Raw genomic sequence first — 16512 nt, 5'->3', positions numbered from 1 at the left:
AAAATGCCAACCTGAATATGGCTGCCAAGCAAGATATTAAAATAGACAGTGTCGATGGAAAATTAACGGTCACTGCAAGTGAAGATCTGAAGTTAATGTGTGGTGGTTCATACATCAAACTTAGCAGTGCTGGGATTGAACTGGGCACCGCTGATAATGTTTATATAAAAAGTAATGCATTGCAGAAAATGGGGCCGAAAACGAAAAATATACTTGAAATTTTATTACCTAAAGCTATCCCAAACGAATTTTCATCAAGTAAAACATATAGCTTAAAATACCTTATGGTAAATGATGAAGATCAACCGTATAAAAACACAAAGTATTTAGCCTTTATGGAAGATGGTTCAGTTAAACAAGGGCAAACAGATGATAAAGGATATACGGAAAGATTTTATACAAAAAAAGAAGAAAAAATTGCGATTCGCTTATTGATAAGCAAAACAAGCAATGGCGAGTTTATCAATTAGTAAAGAATTAAGCTAAAAAATATTAACTCACTAACTTTTAGAATAATGATAAAAGCTTAATCTTAAGGATGAAAATTACATGACAATATACAACATATCAACATATATTAAGACTAAAACTGATCCTAAATATATTGTTTATGAAATGGAATTATATAAAATTGATGATAAAGATAATAAAGTTTATGCTTTAAAATCAACAGGAAAACAAAACTTACAAGCTGATAAGAGGACATTAGTGCACTCTTCATTAGATATTTCTGACCCTGAAAATACATCTTATATCTTAGAACTTAATCTTTTTCATAAAATAGGTAACGATGAATATGAAGTGTTACCAAAACCTATGACAGCAATTATACCTCTAAAGGGATTTTTAATAACTGATAAAAAATGGGGGCCATCAAGGGAATTTGAATACAATGAAACAACTGAAAAAACCCAAATCGGTCATGTATTCATATATAGTGTAAAGGTGACCTTTAAATTAAGAGCTTTTGAAGTTAAAGAATACCCTGCTGGCGATCCACTAGATCCTTTTAGCAAAGAAGAAGTTGAAAAAGGCTTGCTATTAAGATTAGCAAAAGTGGATTATCCTGATCAACATTATGCTATGCTATGTGGTCCGGCCGCGTTTTTTTATTGTTTATTGATCGATAGACCTGATCTGTATAAACAGATGGTGAAAGAACTTTGGGAGTCAGGTAAAACTAAAATTGGCACATTAAAACTAGAACCTGGTTATGATTGTCGTCATCCGAAAAACTTTTATGGTTATAATGAGAAAGGAGGAATTTATTCAAAAATTTCAGCTATAGATTGGATAACCTTAGCAAGTTTGAGAGATACAGAAAATAGTTTTTTTGATTTTGATTCTCCAGATGATCAAATCCCGGGTATTACGCCAGCCGGGGATCTTAAAACATGGTTTAAAAAAGCTGGCGCCGAAATTATTTACGAAATCAATACAAAAATAATAAATCATATAACAGGTCCTAAATTAACGTTAAAAGATTTATGCCGCTTAAATTCTTATGTTCGTGAAGATACGCACGTAGTCATGCTGATAACATCACGAATGTTTGATACAAGAGTACCTATTGCAACTAAAAACCATTGGATTGTTTTGGCAGATAAATTAAAGTTAATAAATGGTCATGAGGTGACTGAACAAACTTTACTCACTGAGCTAGTAGAGCTTACATGCTTTTCATGGGGTGAGGTAAAGGATCATTTACTAGAAAATACAACTTTAGCTGATGTTATGAAATACTCTTATGCGGCTTTTGTGATAAGTAAAATACCATAAACGAAAAAGTAAATGTTATTGAAACAAATGGGAAAGTGTTAAAAAAACACTTATTAACAACCAATTCAATTAAACTGGATAAATTATATGAAAAAAATACGATATCACTTAATGTTAATCATTGGACTTTTTTTGGCTACTGCTCTTACCGGTTGTTTTTGTGATAGAGTAGAAGTTCGACCAAAAACTTTACCCAATGCCACATTGGGTACCCCCTATTATGCTAAAATTGAAGTTTTTGGTGGCCATGCTATTCGCCATGACTTTTACTATGATATTCAACCAGAAAAATCAGGACTTGAATTATCTCCTAGAGGTTTAGGAACAAAATATGTTTCCTATAATGATCTTGAAATAAAGGGAACCCCTAAAGTTGCAGGAACAATCACAATAGAACTTTCTGGAGGCACTTACGGAACAAATACATGTCCAGGAAAACACTATGATAGAGTTTATACTATTAAAGTTGAAGAATAGTATCAGAATTGGTTTAGATTTTATGAAAAAATTACGATATCACTTAATGTTAATCATTGGATTTTTTTTAACTACTGTTCTTACCGGTTGTTTTTGTACACAAAAAGTTGAAGTCCTACCGAAGTCATTACCCAATGCCAAATTGGGTGCCCCCTATTATGCTGAAATTGATATTAACATTCGTGTTATTAAACGCCATTTTTACTATCAAATTGAACCAGAAAACTCTGGACTTGAATTATCTCCTACTGATTTTGGAACACATGTTTCCTTTAATGATCTTAAAGTAAAGGGAACACCTAAAGTTGCAGGAGCAATCACAATAAAACTCTCAGGAGCTACTTACGGTACAATGTCGTGTCCGGGAAAAGACTTTAAGAAAGTTTATACCATTAAAGTTGAAGAATAGTATCAGGATTGGTCTAGATTTTATGAAAAAATTACGATATCACTTAATGTTAATCATTGGACTTTTTTTGACTACTGTTCTTTCCGGTTGTTTTTGTATGGAAAAAAGGGAAGTTCGACCGAAGTCGTTACCCAATGCCACATTGGGTAATCCCTATTATGCTAAAATTGAGGTTTTTGGTGGCGTCGTTATAGACCGTTCCTTTTTCTATCATATCAAACCAGAAAAATCCGGACTTGAATTATCTCCTACTGATTTTGGAACAGAATATGTTTCCTATAATGATCTTGAAGTAAAAGGAACGCCTAAAGTTTCAGGGATAATCAGCATAGAACTTTCTGGAAGAACTTACGGTACAATGTCATGTCGGGGAAATAAATTTAATAAAACCTATACCATTAAAGTTGAAGAATAGTATTAGGGTTGGTTTAGATTTTATGAAAAAACTACGATATCACTTAATGTTAATCATTGGATTTTTTTTGGCTACTGTTCTTACTGGTTGTTTGTGTTATAAACCAGAAGTTCGACCAAAAACGTTACCCAATGCCACATTGGGTAATCCCTATTATGCTAAAATTGAAGTTTTTGGTGGCCACGCTAATCGCCGTCACTTTTACTATGATATCCAACCAGAAAAATCAGGCCTTGAATTATCTCCTAGAGGTTTAGGAACAAAACGTGTTTCCTATAATGATTTTGAAGTAAAAGGAACGCCTAAAGTTACAGGAACAATCAGCATAGAACTTTCTGGAACTACTTACGGAACAAATACATGTCCAGGAAAAGACTTTAAGAAAGTTTATACCATTAAAGTTGAAGAATAGTATCAGGATTGGAATAAATTTTATGAAAAAAATACGATATCATTTAATGTTAATCATTGGATTTTTTTTGACTACTGCTCTTACCGGTTGTTTGTGTTATAAACCAGAAGTTCGACCAAAAACGTTACCCAATGCCTCATTGGGTAATCCCTATTTTGCTAAAATTAAAGTTTTTGGTGGCGTGGCTAATAGCGATCACTTTGCCTATGTTATCCAACCAGAAAAATCAGGCCTTGAATTATCTCCTAGAGGTTTAGGAACAGAATATGTTTCCTATAATAATTTTGAAGTAAAAGGAACCCCTAAAGTTGCAGGAACAATCACAATAGAACTTTCTGGAACTACTTACGGAACAAATACATGTCCAGAAAAACACTATGATAGAGTTTATACCATTAAAGTTGAAGAATAGTATTAGGATTGGTCTAGATTTTATGAAAAAATTACGATATCACTTAATGTTAATCATTGGATTTTTTTTGGCTACTGTTCTTACCGGTTGTTTTTGTATGCAAAAAATGGAAGTTCTACCTAAATCGTTACCCAATGCCACATTGGGTAATCCCTATTATGCTAAAATTGAAGTTTTTGGTGGCCACGCTAATCGCCATGACTTTTACTATGATATCCAACCAGAAAAATCCGGACTTGAATTATCTCCTACTGATTTTGGAACAGAATATGTTTCCTATAATGATCTTGAAGTAAAGGGAACACCTAAAGTTACAGGGACAATCACAATAAAACTTTATGGAGGCACTTACGGTACAATGTCGTGTCCGGGAAGAGGCTTTAAGAAAGTTTATACCATTAAAGTTGAAGAATAGTATCAGAATTGGTTTAGATTTTATGAAAAAATTACGACATCACTTAATGTTAATCATTGGATTTTTTTTGACTTCTGTTCTTACCGGTTGTTTTTGTATGGAAAAAATGGAAGTTCGACCGAAGTCGTTACCCAATGCCTCATTGGGTAATCCCTATTTTGCTAAAATTGAAGTTTTCGGTGGCATCGTTATAGATGAATTTTTTACCTATCATATCAAACCAGCAAAATCCGGACTCGAATTATCTGCTCCTTTTAAATTTGGATCACGTGTTTCCTATAATGATCTTGAAGTAAAAGGAACGCCTAAAGTTGCAGGAACAATCACAATAGAACTTTCTGGAGGCACTTACGGTACAATGTCATGTCCGGGAAGAGACTTTAAGAAAGTTTATACCATTAAAGTTGAAGAATAGTATCAGGATTGGTCTAGATTATATGAAAAAATTACAACATCACTTAATGTTAATCATTGTACTTTTTCTGGCTACTGTTCTTACCGGTTGTTTTTGTATGCAAAAAATGGAAGTTCGACCAAAGTCGTTACCCAATGCCACATTGGGTAATCCCTATTACGCTAAAATCAAAGTTGCTGGTGGCGTCGCTATAGATAATTCCTTTTTCTATCATATCAAACCAGAAAAATCAGGACTTGAATTATCTCCTACTGATTTTGGTACAAAATATGCTTCCTATAATAATCTTGAAGTAAAGGGAACACCTAAAGTTACAGGGACAATCAGCATAGAACTTTCTGGAGGCACTTACGGTACAATGTCATGTCCGGGAAGATACTTTAAGAAAGTTTATACCATTAAAGTTGAAGAATAGTATCAAGATTGGAATAAATTTTATGAAAAAATTACAACATCACTTAATGTTAATCATTGGACTTTTTTTAACTACTGTTCTTACTGGTTGTTTTTGTACACAAAAAGTTGAAGTCCTACCGAAGTCATTACCCAATGCCAAATTGGGTAATCCCTATTACGCTAAAATCAAAGTTGCTGGTGGCGTCGTTATAGATGAATTCTTTACCTATCATATCAAACCAGAAAAATCAGGACTTGAATTATCTCCTAGAGGTTTAGGAACAAAATATGTTTCCTATAATGATCTTGAAGTAAAGGGAACACCTAAAGTTACAGGGACAATCACAATAAAACTTTATGGAGGCACTTACGGTACAATGTCGTGTCCGGGAAGAGACTTTAAGAAAGTTTATACCATTAAAGTTGAAGAATAGTATCAAGATTGGAATAAATTTTATGAAAAAATTACAACATCACTTAATGTTAATCATTGGACTCTTTCTGGCTACTTTCCTTACTGGTTGTTTTTGTACACAAAAAGTTGAAGTCCTACCGAAGTCATTACCCAATGCCAAATTGGGTGCCCCCTATTATGCTGAAATTGATATTAACCTTCGTGTTATTCAACACCTTTTTCACTATAAAATAGAACCTGAAAACTCTGGACTGGAATTATCTCCGACTGATTTTGGAACACATGTTTCTTTTAATGATCTTAAAGTAAAGGGAACACCTAAAGTTGCAGGAGCAATCACAATAAAACTCTCAGGAACCACTTACGGTACAATGTCATGTCGGGGAAAGAAATTTAATAAAACTTATATCATTAAAGTTGAAGAATAGTATCAGGATTGGTTTAGATTTTATGAAAAAACTACGATATCATTTAATGTTAATCAGTGGACTCTTTCTTGCTACTGTTCTTACCGGTTGTTTTTGTACACAAAAAGTTGAAGTCCTACCTAAGTCGTTACCCAATGCCACATTGGGTGCCCCCTATTATGCCGAAATTAAAATTTTAGGTGGCATAGTTATGGATGATTTCTTTTCTTATCATATCAAACCAGCAAGATCAGGACTTGAATTATCATCTTCTTATTTTACACCTAATAGTTCTTATAATTACCTAAAAGTAGAAGGAATACCTAAAGTTACAGGAACAATCACCATAAAATTCTCTGGATTAACTTACGGTACAATGTGTCCGGGAGTTGAATTGGATAAAACTTATACCATTAAAGTTGAAGAATAGTATCAGAATTGGTTTAGATTTTATGAAAAAACTACAACATCACTTAATGTTAATCATTGGATTTTTTTTGACTACTGTTCTTACCGGTTGTTTGTGTTATAAACCAGAAGTTCGACCAAAAACATTACCCAATGCCACATTGGGTAATCCCTATTACGCTAAAATTGAAATTTTTGGTGGCGTGGCTATAGATCGTCACTTTTCCTATCATATTAAACCAGAAAAATCAGGTCTTGAATTATCTCCTACTGATTTTGGAACAGAATATGTTTCCTATAATGATCTTGAAATAAAAGGAACCCCTAAAGTTGCAGGAACAATCACAATAGAACTTTCTGGAGGCACTTACGGAACAAATACATGTCCGGGAAAACGCTATGATAGAGTTTATACCATTAAAGTTGAAGAATAGTTTAAGAATTGGTATAGATTATATGAAAAAATTACAACATCACTTAATGTTAATCATTGGACTTTTTTTGGCTACTGCTCTTACCGGTTGTTTTTGTATGCAAAAAATGGAAGTTCGACCAAAGTCGTTACCCAATGCCAAATTGGGTAATCCCTATTACGCTAAAATCAAAGTTGCTGGTTGCGTCGTTATAGATGAATTCTTTACCTATCATATCAAACCAGAGAAATCAGGATTTGAATTATCTCCTACTGATTTTGGTACAAAATATGCTTCCTATAATAATCTTGAAGTAAAGGGAACACCTAAAGTTACAGGGACAATCAGCATAGAACTTTCTGGAGGCACTTACGGTACAATGTCATGTCCGGGAAGAGACTTTAAGAAAACTTATACCATTAAAGTTGAAGAATAGTATTAGGATTGGTCTAGATTTTATGAAAAAATTACGATATCACTTAATGTTAATCATTGGACTTTTTTTAACTACTGTTCTTACCGGTTGTTTGTGTTATAAACCAGAAGTTCGACCAAAAACATTACCCAATGCCACATTGGGTAATCCCTATTATGCTAAAATTGAAGTTTTTGGTGGTCACGCTAATCGCCGTCACTTTTACTATGATATCCAACCAGAAAAATCAGGCCTTGAATTATCTCCTAGAGGTTTAGGAACAAAACGTGTTTCCTATAATAATCTTGAAGTAAAGGGAACACCTAAAGTTGCAGGAATAATCACAATAGAACTTTCTGGAGGCACTTACGGAACAAATACATGTCCGGGAAAACGCTATGATAGAGTTTATACCATTAAAGTTGAAGAATAGTTTAATAATTGGTATAGATTTTATGAAAAAATTACGATATCACTTAATGTTAATCATTGGACTTTTTTTGGCTTCTGCTCTTACCGGTTGTTTTTGTATGCAAAAAATGGAAGTTCGGCCGAAGTCGTTACCCAATGCCATATTAGGTATTCCCTATTATGCTGAAACTGAAGTTTATAATGGTCGTGTTATTAATGACTCTTTTCACTATCTTATTACACCTGAAAACTCAGGACTAGAAATATCTCCGACTGATTTTGGTACACATGTTTCCTTTAATGATCTTAAAGTAAAGGGAACACCTAAAGTTGCAGGAAAAATAACAATAAAACTTGCTGGATTAACTTACGGTACAATGTGTCCGGGAAGTAAATTTATTAAAACTTATACCATTAAAGTTGAAGAATAGTATCAGGATTGGTCTAGATTTTATGAAAAATCTACAACATCATTTAATGTTAATCATTGGGCTTTGTTGACTACTGTTCTTACCGTTTTTGTATTGAAAAAATGGACGTTCGACCAAAGTCGTTACCCAATGCCCTATTTAAAAATAAACAAGTCTAAAATTTCAGTTATCGTTATTTATCAGGTTTATAAAATTGTGAGATATATTTTTAAAGAAATTACTTTAGAATTTAAAATATACCGATATATCTAAAATAATAAATACAATACGTTCATTACACATTGAAATATATGGACATTATCAGATTAATAGTATTAAACATTCGATCGTTCAAAATCCTATTGACCATCGAAAAGTAAAGTTGAAATATCATAACGATTCGTAGTTTTTGAAGTATAATGAATTTAAAAATCTCTACGGTTAAATTTTCTTTTATTGATAATTAGCGTAATATCCCATTGAGATATAAAAACGCCATTCAAATAAAAAATAATTTTTATAAAATATCCATCTTCTGTAAAAATTAGTCCGATTTTAAATTTTAAATACAATACAAACTATAAAAAGAACGTAATAGTAATAACGATAAACATCTATCCATTATAAACTGGAGTTAGTTTTTTTTTAAACAATTTAAAAGATAAGTGATATACCCACTTAGTATTATTTTGATACAGATAATTACACAGATAAAAGTAGATTAATCAATGCATTATTTGATATTAAATTAACTTAATCTAGTATCCTACCCTTTTATCCTTTAAAATAATTTAAGCAAAACTGATGAGGTGTTCCCTATGCGTTGGAGAGACCAAAGAGAGAGTGATAATATTGAAGATCGCCGCTCACAATATGGAAGCGATTCAGGAATAAGGATCCCAATAAGTGGTAAAGGTCGAGCTGTGTTATTTATCGTAGTTTTGGTTGCGGGTTATTATGGTGTTGATTTGACCGGCTTACTTAATCCTAACCTAATTGACTCCAATAGCTCATCACTAAGCTCAAATCAATATTCCATTAATGATGAAGATGCTGCTAAGTTTACATCGGTTATTTTAGCGAGTACTGAAGATTACTGGCAACAAGAGTTTAATCATTTAGGTAGAACCTATACTCCTCCCAAATTAGTCTTATATACGGGTTCAACAAGAACATCATGTGGTGTTGGACAGACTTTTATGGGGCCATTTTATTGCAGTGTTGATAAAACTGTCTATTTGGATATTTCATTCTATCAAGAGATGAAACAACAACTTGGTGGTGGTGGTGACTTTGCCCAAGGTTATGTCATAGCACATGAAATTGGTCATCATGTACAAAATTTACTGGGTCTGTTCAATAAAATCGAACAATTAAAGCAAGGCCAATCTGAAGTGTTCGCCAATCAATTATCGGTTAAATTAGAGCTACAAGCCGACTGCTTTGCCGGTATGTGGGGGCATGCAATGCAACAAAAAAATATTTTAGACGTTGGCGATATTGAGCAAGCGTTAAAGACCGCTGAAGCGATTGGTGATGATCGCTTACAACGTCAAAGTAATGGTTACGTTGTGCCAGATAGTTTTACACATGGTAGTTCTAAGCAACGTTATACTTGGTTTAAACGAGGATTTGATAGCGGTGATATCAATCAATGTAATACTTTTGCTGAATAAGGAAATAGAATGATGTTTAATAAATTAGTAAATCGCGTTTTGTTAGTCAATGATGATGGTATTGATGCATCTGGCATTAAAATTTTAAAGGATGTAGCACACAAAATTGCTCATGAAGTTTGGGTAGTAGCGCCAGCAATCGACCAAAGTGGTGTATCATGTTCGGTCAGCTTAAAAGCGCCTTTTCGAGTTGCAAAACGTGATGAACGACAATACGCGGTTTATGGAACTCCCGCAGATTGCTCATTATTTGCTATAAAGCATCTAATGGCAGATAAGTTGCCTGATCTCGTGCTATCGGGCATTAATAATGGCTCAAATGTTGGATTTGAAACGGTTTTATCCGGTACGGTTGGCGCAGCTATGATGGCAACAGCTTTAGGAATACCATCAATTGCCTTAAGCCAATGCTCTACTGAAGATAACCAACCAACAATATGGGATTGTTCAGCTTATCATGCTGAATCAGTGATCAGCAAACTACTATCATTATCTACTCCTAAAAATATCTGTTTTAATGTTAATTTTCCTGCTTGTGATGCTCATCAGATTAAAGGATTAAAAATCACTAAACAAGGTGATTGTGATGTCAGTCGTTTTGTGGTTGCACCAACTAAAGATCCAGAAGGTCATGATTATTTTTGGTTTAGAGCTAAGCGTAATCAGCAGGTGTTTGATGATAATAAAGAGTTGGATGCGGCTAATGGTAATTTCATTGCCATTACACCTATTGGTTATGAAAGAACAAATTATGCTTTTTATGAAACGTTATTAAAAGAATTTGATTGTTAATAATTGATTTTGATATCGTCTTCCAATTCGTTTTGGAAGACGAACAAATAAAAGATAATGGATGGCTTACTTAAGGTGACCGTTTCTTTCCATCTTTAACCAGTGCACAAAACAGCAATGAAACAGCAACCATCACAAGCGCAATCCAGTAGATAGCTTCATGCCCATATTCATCAGAAACAAACCCTTGCAAAACACCTGCCAGAATAACGCTAAAAATAATCCCGTTATTAAATAGTGTCGAAGCTACGCCCATTCTAGTTGGTAACAAATCCTGAAAGTAGATAATACCAATATTAGCCACAATTCCGATAAATAATGCATTAAATATCTGTAGTGCTAACAAAGCAAATTTACTGGTAAAGAAAATCATGCCAATATAAAAAAATAAGCCACAAATAATGGCAATAAAAAATAGATTTCGCTTACCCAAATAAGGCACTAAAAATCCAGCAATAAGCATCACAGGAATTTCAATACCCGCTGCTAACCCCATTAAAATGCCGGGTAAAGAGTCGGGAAGATGTAAAACTAAGTCAACATAAAGTGGCATGTCAATAATGTACATCATGTTAGCTGTCCACATAAATACTGTAGATAATAATAAACAAACGACATTTCTGTTTTTCCAAAGTGGTATATTAGCCGCTTGTAATTCAGCTGCACTGCTGAGTTGTGAAGTAGGATTTTTTTCGACTGATGGTAAGAATATTGCAACAAATAACATTGCAATTATAAACATGGACATTGCGGTTAGATACATTACAGTAAAGCCAAAGCTTAAAGCTAAACCGAATGAAATTGGTGGACCAAATACCCATGCCAACGATAACTGAGCACGAATTAATGAGTTGAAAGCAACTACATTACGTCCTGATTTGACCGCATATTCACGCGCTAAAGCAAAAACTTGCGGCATGCCGGCCGATGATAATGCGGCAAATAAAACCCCCAGCGTAATCAGTATAAAATAGTTGCGCGTAAACGCAAACGTAACACTATTGGCAACCCCCATTAAACAGCAAAATATGACGATATAACGTCTATCCCCTTTTTTGTCCGAATATTTTGCTAATAGAAAACTGCCCACAATGCTGGCTAAAGCATTTATCGAAAAGAAAAGACCGACTAAATGGGAATTTACATTAACTTCAAAGGTTAAGAAACGGCTTAAGGTAGGTGACTGTAACGCCCCGGCAATACCGATAATAAAGGTCGTAATAAGAAAAGCTAAAAAGACAATGCTCTGTTTTTGGCGAAAAGATGAAGCTTTGGACATAAACTTTCTCTATCATTTTATTTTGTACAATTATAAACATAAAAAAGAGAGGGATACAGTAGAAGAATGAAATAAAAAATGGTTATTTTTAAATTTATTTCGTCACTTGTCATGTACTCAAAATTTTTGATCTAACGATCAAATAAATTAAAAAAAGATATCTTTTTATTTTTTTGAGCGTACAATCAAAATCATCCACAAAGCGAGGTAACGTTATGTTATATAATAACAAATACACACAATCCCATCATGAAAATCACGTCCATTGTCATAGCGATTGTCAAAATATTGCTCATAATCATACACATGAAACCCATCATTCCCATGATGCAAATCACAATCATTCTGGGGGACATTGTTGTGAGGGGCATGATCATGGATCAACGCAAAAAAATGAGATAGAAGATCCTCCCGAAGAGCCTGATCGGAAAAGCCAAGACATTAAATTGACTTGGAAAATTAAGGGAATGGATTGCGCTCATTGCGCTAGTAAAATCGAAAATGGTGTTAAAACACTGCCAAACATTAATCAAACCAAAATTATTTTCTCTACAGAAAAATTAATCGTTTTTGTTCCTAAGCATGACGATGCAGTAATAAAAATGATTGAAGACAAAGTAGTAGAATTAGGGTATACCCCGATTTTTGAAAGTACCCCTAATCACGCACATCATCACGAGCATTCACATAGTTTTGATAAAAAAGCATTCATCCCGTTAGCGGTTTTAGGTTCATTAATTGTGATAAGTTACCTTATTTTATTAGTGAATCATACAGCAGGTGAATATGCTTTTATCCTTACTGCGATTGTCGGATTGATTCCGATTTTGAAAGAGGCTTTTGTATTAACGCGAAGTGGTACACCATTTGCCATTGAATCATTGATGAGTATTTCAGCTATAGGTGCCCTATTCATCGGAGCGGCCGAAGAAGCCACCATGGTACTCTTCTTATTTATGATTGGTGAGATGTTAGAAGGCGTTGCGACCACTAAAGCCAAAAAAGGAATTTCATCCCTTGTACAACTAATGCCTGAAGAAACGGTAGTTATTATTGACGGCAAAAGGAAAACGGTTGCCAGTCATAGTTTAAAACCTGACGATATAATCGAAATTTCATCTGGTGGGCGATTACCTGCTGATGTTATTTTGGTAAGCGAACAAGCTAACATTGATGAAAGCGCCTTAACTGGGGAATCAATTCCGGTCAATTATCTATCGGGCGATAAAATTTTAGCCGGATCGCTGGTTGTGGATAATACCATTCAACTAAAAGTTATCTCGCAATCAGGACAAAATGCCGTAGATCGCATTTTACAATTAATTGAAGATGCTGAAGAACGTAAAGCACCCATTGAGCGATTTATTGATAAATTTAGCCGTTACTATACTCCAGCTATCGCCCTGTTTGCGCTATTGGTCATTGTTATTCCTCCGTTATTATTTAATGAGGATTGGTACACTTGGGTTTATCGTGGATTAACTTTATTATTAATTGGTTGCCCTTGTGCGTTGGTAATATCAACACCGGCCGTTATCACATCAGCCCTATCCAATGCCGCTAAGCGAGGCGTATTAATAAAAGGGGGTGCAGCATTAGAGCATATTGGTTCGATTAAAATGGTAGCATTTGATAAGACCGGCACCTTAACCGAAGGCAAGCCACAAGTCACCGATGTCATCGCACAATCCGTTACCCAACAACAGCTACTGACTCTTGCAGCAGCCATTGAAAGTGGTTCACATCACCCTTTAGCGAAAGCAATTGTTGATTATGCAACTAAGCAGCAGATCGAAGTTAACGAAGCAAGTAATCGTAAAGCTAATGCGGGTGTAGGTATTCAAGGCGATATCGATGATCAAACCTATTATATTGTTGCACCAAGTAAAGTTACTACGGTATCGATCCCTTTAGACGATGAAAATGCACAAAAAATCCATCAACTGGAAAGCGCCGGTAAAACCGTCGTGGTACTAGTGACACAACAAAAATTAGTCGGAATGATTGCCTTGCAAGATGTGTTACGCTCTGATTCTATTACTGCAATAAAAGCGCTTAATGAGTTGGGTCTTAAAACCTTAATGCTTACGGGTGATAATCAACGTTCGGCAAAAGCCATTGCAAGTCAATTAGGAATTGATTATCGTGCTGAGTTATTACCAGCAGATAAATTGGTTGAAATTGAAAAAATTCGTAACACAACTTCAATTGCCATGGTTGGGGATGGTATTAACGATTCACCCGCAATGAAAGCGGCGACCGTTGGCATTGCTATGGGCAGCGGTACCGATGTAGCGCTAGAGGCAGCCGATGCCGCATTAACCCAAAATAGCCTACTAAGTTTGCCTAATTTAATTCGTTTAACTCGTTTTGCTAACCGTAATATTAAGCAAAATATCACTATTGCATTAGGGATCAAGTTGGTGTTTTTGTTAACAAGTTTATTCGGTTATACCGGATTATGGTTAGCGGTATTAGCGGATTCAGGAACAACAGCCATCGTAACAGCCAATGCTTTAAGAGTGCTTGGTTTTAAAAGTAAAAAAGACAAAATTTAATTACTGATTTATAAACTATTCCATTGAATAAATGGAATAGTTTTTTATGGGTTACTCATCACCACGCAATGAGATTTCACCACCAATATGTGCATTGATTTTGCCATCTTGCTCCAACATTAAAGCGCCTTGCTCATTGATACCTTTAGCAATGCCTCGGATAACATTATCGCCAATAAGCAGTTTTACGGGACGATTAGCAAAGTTATCTAATCGATTCCAATCACTAATAAAAGGCGCTAAGCCCTGTTTTTCAAATTCAGATAATTTAATGTTTAAATTTTTGACAATACGCGCGACTAACAAATTACGATCGACCTTACCTAAATTTGCCCATTTTTGGTTGACAATATTAGGATCTGGATTAGTCATCATTAAGTTGACACCAATACCAATAATGGCATGCGCACAATCACCCGTTTTACCCGCTAACTCAATCAATATTCCCGCTAATTTTTGATCATTAAGATAAAGATCATTAGGCCATTTTACTTTAATATCTTGACCCGATAACTCCCTTAAAGTATCTGCTATCACAATTCCAACAACTAAGCTCATTCCCATAGCGGCAGCCACGCCCTGCTCTAACTGCCAATACATGGAAAAATAGAGATTAGAGCCGAACGGTGAAAACCATTTTCGTCCACGACGACCGCGCGCTTTTGATTGAAACTCCGCTACACAACAATCACCCGAGTGAAGTTGGCCAATTTTATCGAGTAAATATTGGTTAGTTGAATCAATAATGGGTAAAATTTCGCAACGACTATCCGCTTGATAATAGTGATCAATTTTACTCTTATTTAATAAATCAATCGGGGCAGTTAAGCAATAACCTTTACCTTGAACCGAAGTAAAATCCAGCCCCCATTCGCGCAGTACTTTCATATATTTATTGATTCCAGCACGAGTTATTCCAAAACTCGCTGCAAGTTCTTCACCTGAATGAAACTCACCGTCCGCTAAGATTTCAATTAATTTGAGTGGATTTTGGTGGCTGCGCATCGATTCCTCTTTTTTTAACTAATAGGGCAATAAAATAAAGCGAGATTATAGCAAAACTTACAAATAAATAAGTATTATTCGTTTTATCCATAACAAAAGCAATCACTGCTGGGGCAATAAGGCTACCTAATGTATTAGTTAATAACATGGCTTGATTCATTGCCACAATATCTTGCTTTCTAACGCATGAACATGCCCATGCCATAGAGATTGGATAAATGGTATAAATTGTTGCGCCTAATAAGATAATTGCTAATGTATCAAACCAATTAAATATCAACATTACACAAGCCAATAACATAAGTGTTGATTCAAACAATAATACAATTTGTCGACCAAATTTATCGGCACACCAATTAGCAGGCATTTGTGCTATTACACCAGATAAAATTAGCAAAATCATCCAATTGGCAACTTGAGTGTCGTTATAACCTAAATGAGAATAATAAGCAGGTAATAACGAATACAGCGATCCGATTAACATGCCAGCAATCACACAACCAATTAAACCAATGCGTGACGGTTTATTGACAATCATGGGAATGATATTAAAACTGCTTTTTTTACGTTTAGGTAATTTATAATGGGTTAGCAATATAAATAATATCGCAAGTCCCATTAGTAAAGCGGTCACTAGACCAAAATACAATACATTTTGCGGAAAATACTGTAATAACGCTTGTCCTAACACCGTGCCTAAATAATAAGTAGTTAGATACACCGCCAGCATTTTTCCACGAGTACGCACTGTACCTGTTACTAAAATACAACTTTCAATAACAACCCAAGTCACTGCGCAAGCAATACCAATAAAGAACCGCCATATTACCCAGCTATAAAAATCCATTGAAAAACTCAACCCAATGGTAGCAATAGCAAAAATAATACAACTGTAAGTATAAGTATAACGAGCATTAAATTTACTGATGAACCAATTCGCAAAAATGGTACCAATCAAGTTACCAGTAAAGTAACTTGAGCCAACTAAACCAATTTGCCCTAGTGAAAATTCATTACGCACTAACCATAGCGGTACTTGGGTATTAAGTGCCGATAATGCAATTGTCACAAATAATAAGCTTGTTAATAAAATAGGAAATGAATATGAATGTTTCATCGTCTTTTACAATATCATTGTTTAATTATAAATTGTTGGTTGCAACCTAAATGACTGACAACCTAAATTTATAACC

The 16512-nt window shown here is 34.6% G+C and carries 23 protein-coding genes; 20 read left to right on the top strand and 3 right to left on the bottom strand.

The genetic code is table 11. The annotated features are described in order from the left end of the window. The 19 genes from H3T96_RS09645 to surE all read left to right on the top strand — a co-directional run. The coding region (locus tag H3T96_RS09645) for a DUF2345 domain-containing protein (protein ID WP_198248640.1) at positions 1 to 470 on the top strand (470 nt) is incomplete at its 5' end. 79 nt (positions 471 to 549) lie between these two features. Further along, on the top strand, positions 550 to 1779 hold the full coding sequence (locus tag H3T96_RS09640) for a hypothetical protein (protein ID WP_144092447.1): 1230 nt from the start codon (positions 550 to 552) through the stop codon (positions 1777 to 1779). Positions 1780 to 1866: 87 nt separating this feature from the next. After that, on the top strand, positions 1867 to 2256 hold the full coding sequence (locus tag H3T96_RS09635) for a hypothetical protein (RefSeq protein ID WP_144092445.1): 390 nt from the start codon (positions 1867 to 1869) through the stop codon (positions 2254 to 2256). Between the two features lie 22 nt (positions 2257 to 2278). Next, complete coding sequence (locus H3T96_RS09630) at positions 2279 to 2665, top strand: hypothetical protein (RefSeq protein ID WP_144092443.1); 387 nt, start codon at positions 2279 to 2281, stop codon at positions 2663 to 2665. Positions 2666 to 2687: 22 nt separating this feature from the next. Further along, complete coding sequence (locus H3T96_RS09625; protein WP_144092441.1) at positions 2688 to 3080, top strand: hypothetical protein; 393 nt, start codon at positions 2688 to 2690, stop codon at positions 3078 to 3080. A 22-nt stretch (positions 3081 to 3102) separates the two neighbouring features. Continuing rightward, positions 3103 to 3492 (top strand): hypothetical protein, encoded by a 390-nt coding sequence (locus H3T96_RS09620; protein WP_144092439.1) that lies wholly within the window; start codon positions 3103 to 3105, stop codon positions 3490 to 3492. A 22-nt stretch (positions 3493 to 3514) separates the two neighbouring features. Beyond that, positions 3515 to 3904, top strand: coding sequence for a hypothetical protein (locus H3T96_RS09615; protein WP_144092437.1), 390 nt, complete (start codon positions 3515 to 3517; stop codon positions 3902 to 3904). A gap of 22 nt (positions 3905 to 3926) precedes the next feature. Further along, positions 3927 to 4319: a hypothetical protein gene (locus H3T96_RS09610; protein WP_144092435.1), complete on the top strand. Its 393-nt coding sequence runs from the start codon at positions 3927 to 3929 to the stop codon at positions 4317 to 4319. A gap of 22 nt (positions 4320 to 4341) precedes the next feature. Then, positions 4342 to 4734, top strand: coding sequence for a hypothetical protein (locus H3T96_RS09605; RefSeq protein WP_144092433.1), 393 nt, complete (start codon positions 4342 to 4344; stop codon positions 4732 to 4734). Between the two features lie 22 nt (positions 4735 to 4756). Continuing rightward, a complete protein-coding gene (locus H3T96_RS09600; RefSeq protein ID WP_144092431.1) occupies positions 4757 to 5149 on the top strand; it encodes a hypothetical protein in 393 nt (130 codons plus the stop codon). A 22-nt stretch (positions 5150 to 5171) separates the two neighbouring features. Beyond that, positions 5172 to 5564, top strand: a complete 393-nt coding sequence (locus H3T96_RS09595) for a hypothetical protein (RefSeq protein WP_144092429.1) — start codon at positions 5172 to 5174, stop codon at positions 5562 to 5564. 22 nt (positions 5565 to 5586) lie between these two features. Beyond that, positions 5587 to 5973, top strand: a complete 387-nt coding sequence (locus tag H3T96_RS09590) for a hypothetical protein (protein WP_144092427.1) — start codon at positions 5587 to 5589, stop codon at positions 5971 to 5973. Positions 5974 to 5995: 22 nt separating this feature from the next. Continuing rightward, positions 5996 to 6382, top strand: a complete 387-nt coding sequence (locus H3T96_RS09585; RefSeq protein ID WP_144092426.1) for a hypothetical protein — start codon at positions 5996 to 5998, stop codon at positions 6380 to 6382. 22 nt (positions 6383 to 6404) lie between these two features. Further along, complete coding sequence (locus tag H3T96_RS09580) at positions 6405 to 6794, top strand: hypothetical protein (RefSeq protein ID WP_144092424.1); 390 nt, start codon at positions 6405 to 6407, stop codon at positions 6792 to 6794. Between the two features lie 22 nt (positions 6795 to 6816). Further along, on the top strand, positions 6817 to 7209 hold the full coding sequence (locus H3T96_RS09575) for a hypothetical protein (protein ID WP_144092422.1): 393 nt from the start codon (positions 6817 to 6819) through the stop codon (positions 7207 to 7209). A gap of 22 nt (positions 7210 to 7231) precedes the next feature. Further along, positions 7232 to 7621: a hypothetical protein gene (locus H3T96_RS09570; protein ID WP_144092420.1), complete on the top strand. Its 390-nt coding sequence runs from the start codon at positions 7232 to 7234 to the stop codon at positions 7619 to 7621. Between the two features lie 22 nt (positions 7622 to 7643). Continuing rightward, on the top strand, positions 7644 to 8030 hold the full coding sequence (locus H3T96_RS09565; protein ID WP_144092418.1) for a hypothetical protein: 387 nt from the start codon (positions 7644 to 7646) through the stop codon (positions 8028 to 8030). A 797-nt stretch (positions 8031 to 8827) separates the two neighbouring features. After that, on the top strand, positions 8828 to 9685 hold the full coding sequence (locus tag H3T96_RS09560) for a neutral zinc metallopeptidase (protein WP_086327405.1): 858 nt from the start codon (positions 8828 to 8830) through the stop codon (positions 9683 to 9685). A 9-nt stretch (positions 9686 to 9694) separates the two neighbouring features. Then, positions 9695 to 10477: a 5'/3'-nucleotidase SurE gene (surE, locus tag H3T96_RS09555; protein WP_086327404.1), complete on the top strand. Its 783-nt coding sequence runs from the start codon at positions 9695 to 9697 to the stop codon at positions 10475 to 10477. 70 nt (positions 10478 to 10547) lie between these two features. Here the strand turns inward: surE and H3T96_RS09550 are convergent, their stop codons facing one another. After that, entirely contained in the window at positions 10548 to 11756 is a 1209-nt protein-coding gene (locus H3T96_RS09550; RefSeq protein ID WP_039128428.1) for an MFS transporter, read from the bottom strand. A gap of 215 nt (positions 11757 to 11971) precedes the next feature. On the opposite strand from H3T96_RS09550, the gene H3T96_RS09545 reads away from it, so the two are divergent. Beyond that, a complete protein-coding gene (locus tag H3T96_RS09545; protein WP_144092416.1) occupies positions 11972 to 14314 on the top strand; it encodes a zinc/cadmium/mercury/lead-transporting ATPase in 2343 nt (780 codons plus the stop codon). 51 nt (positions 14315 to 14365) lie between these two features. On the opposite strand, the gene birA is transcribed toward H3T96_RS09545, so the two are convergent. Both birA and H3T96_RS09535 read right to left on the bottom strand, forming a co-directional pair. Further along, on the bottom strand, positions 14366 to 15319 hold the full coding sequence (birA, locus tag H3T96_RS09540; protein WP_039128422.1) for a bifunctional biotin--[acetyl-CoA-carboxylase] ligase/biotin operon repressor BirA: 954 nt from the start codon (positions 15317 to 15319) through the stop codon (positions 14366 to 14368). Beyond that, a complete protein-coding gene (locus tag H3T96_RS09535; protein ID WP_086318450.1) occupies positions 15285 to 16436 on the bottom strand; it encodes an MFS transporter in 1152 nt (383 codons plus the stop codon). The genes birA and H3T96_RS09535 overlap by 35 nt, the downstream gene beginning before the upstream one ends. Positions 16437 to 16512: the final 76 nt, after the last annotated feature.

It is taken from the genome of Gilliamella sp. W8136 (genome assembly GCF_016101285.1).
Classification (GTDB): domain Bacteria; phylum Pseudomonadota; class Gammaproteobacteria; order Enterobacterales; family Orbaceae; genus Gilliamella; species Gilliamella apicola_N.
Note: the sequence above shows the minus strand (reverse complement) of the source record. Positions and strands in the feature narration are given on the sequence as shown.

Excerpts from the sequence above, each read along its gene's own strand:
- H3T96_RS09640 (WP_144092447.1), top strand. The coding sequence starts at position 550 with ATGACAATATACAACATATCAACATATATTAAGACTAAAACTGATCCT.
- H3T96_RS09635 (WP_144092445.1), top strand. The coding sequence starts at position 1,867 with ATGAAAAAAATACGATATCACTTAATGTTAATCATTGGACTTTTTTTG.
- H3T96_RS09630 (WP_144092443.1), top strand. The coding sequence starts at position 2,279 with ATGAAAAAATTACGATATCACTTAATGTTAATCATTGGATTTTTTTTA.
- H3T96_RS09625 (WP_144092441.1), top strand. The coding sequence starts at position 2,688 with ATGAAAAAATTACGATATCACTTAATGTTAATCATTGGACTTTTTTTG.
- H3T96_RS09620 (WP_144092439.1), top strand. The coding sequence starts at position 3,103 with ATGAAAAAACTACGATATCACTTAATGTTAATCATTGGATTTTTTTTG.
- H3T96_RS09615 (WP_144092437.1), top strand. The coding sequence starts at position 3,515 with ATGAAAAAAATACGATATCATTTAATGTTAATCATTGGATTTTTTTTG.
- H3T96_RS09610 (WP_144092435.1), top strand. The coding sequence starts at position 3,927 with ATGAAAAAATTACGATATCACTTAATGTTAATCATTGGATTTTTTTTG.
- H3T96_RS09605 (WP_144092433.1), top strand. The coding sequence starts at position 4,342 with ATGAAAAAATTACGACATCACTTAATGTTAATCATTGGATTTTTTTTG.
- H3T96_RS09600 (WP_144092431.1), top strand. The coding sequence starts at position 4,757 with ATGAAAAAATTACAACATCACTTAATGTTAATCATTGTACTTTTTCTG.
- H3T96_RS09595 (WP_144092429.1), top strand. The coding sequence starts at position 5,172 with ATGAAAAAATTACAACATCACTTAATGTTAATCATTGGACTTTTTTTA.
- H3T96_RS09590 (WP_144092427.1), top strand. The coding sequence starts at position 5,587 with ATGAAAAAATTACAACATCACTTAATGTTAATCATTGGACTCTTTCTG.
- H3T96_RS09585 (WP_144092426.1), top strand. The coding sequence starts at position 5,996 with ATGAAAAAACTACGATATCATTTAATGTTAATCAGTGGACTCTTTCTT.
- H3T96_RS09580 (WP_144092424.1), top strand. The coding sequence starts at position 6,405 with ATGAAAAAACTACAACATCACTTAATGTTAATCATTGGATTTTTTTTG.
- H3T96_RS09575 (WP_144092422.1), top strand. The coding sequence starts at position 6,817 with ATGAAAAAATTACAACATCACTTAATGTTAATCATTGGACTTTTTTTG.
- H3T96_RS09570 (WP_144092420.1), top strand. The coding sequence starts at position 7,232 with ATGAAAAAATTACGATATCACTTAATGTTAATCATTGGACTTTTTTTA.
- H3T96_RS09565 (WP_144092418.1), top strand. The coding sequence starts at position 7,644 with ATGAAAAAATTACGATATCACTTAATGTTAATCATTGGACTTTTTTTG.
- H3T96_RS09560 (WP_086327405.1), top strand. The coding sequence starts at position 8,828 with ATGCGTTGGAGAGACCAAAGAGAGAGTGATAATATTGAAGATCGCCGC.
- surE (WP_086327404.1), top strand. The coding sequence starts at position 9,695 with ATGATGTTTAATAAATTAGTAAATCGCGTTTTGTTAGTCAATGATGAT.
- H3T96_RS09550 (WP_039128428.1), bottom strand. The coding sequence starts at position 11,756 with ATGTCCAAAGCTTCATCTTTTCGCCAAAAACAGAGCATTGTCTTTTTA.
- H3T96_RS09545 (WP_144092416.1), top strand. The coding sequence starts at position 11,972 with ATGTTATATAATAACAAATACACACAATCCCATCATGAAAATCACGTC.
- birA (WP_039128422.1), bottom strand. The coding sequence starts at position 15,319 with ATGCGCAGCCACCAAAATCCACTCAAATTAATTGAAATCTTAGCGGAC.
- H3T96_RS09535 (WP_086318450.1), bottom strand. The coding sequence starts at position 16,436 with ATGAAACATTCATATTCATTTCCTATTTTATTAACAAGCTTATTATTT.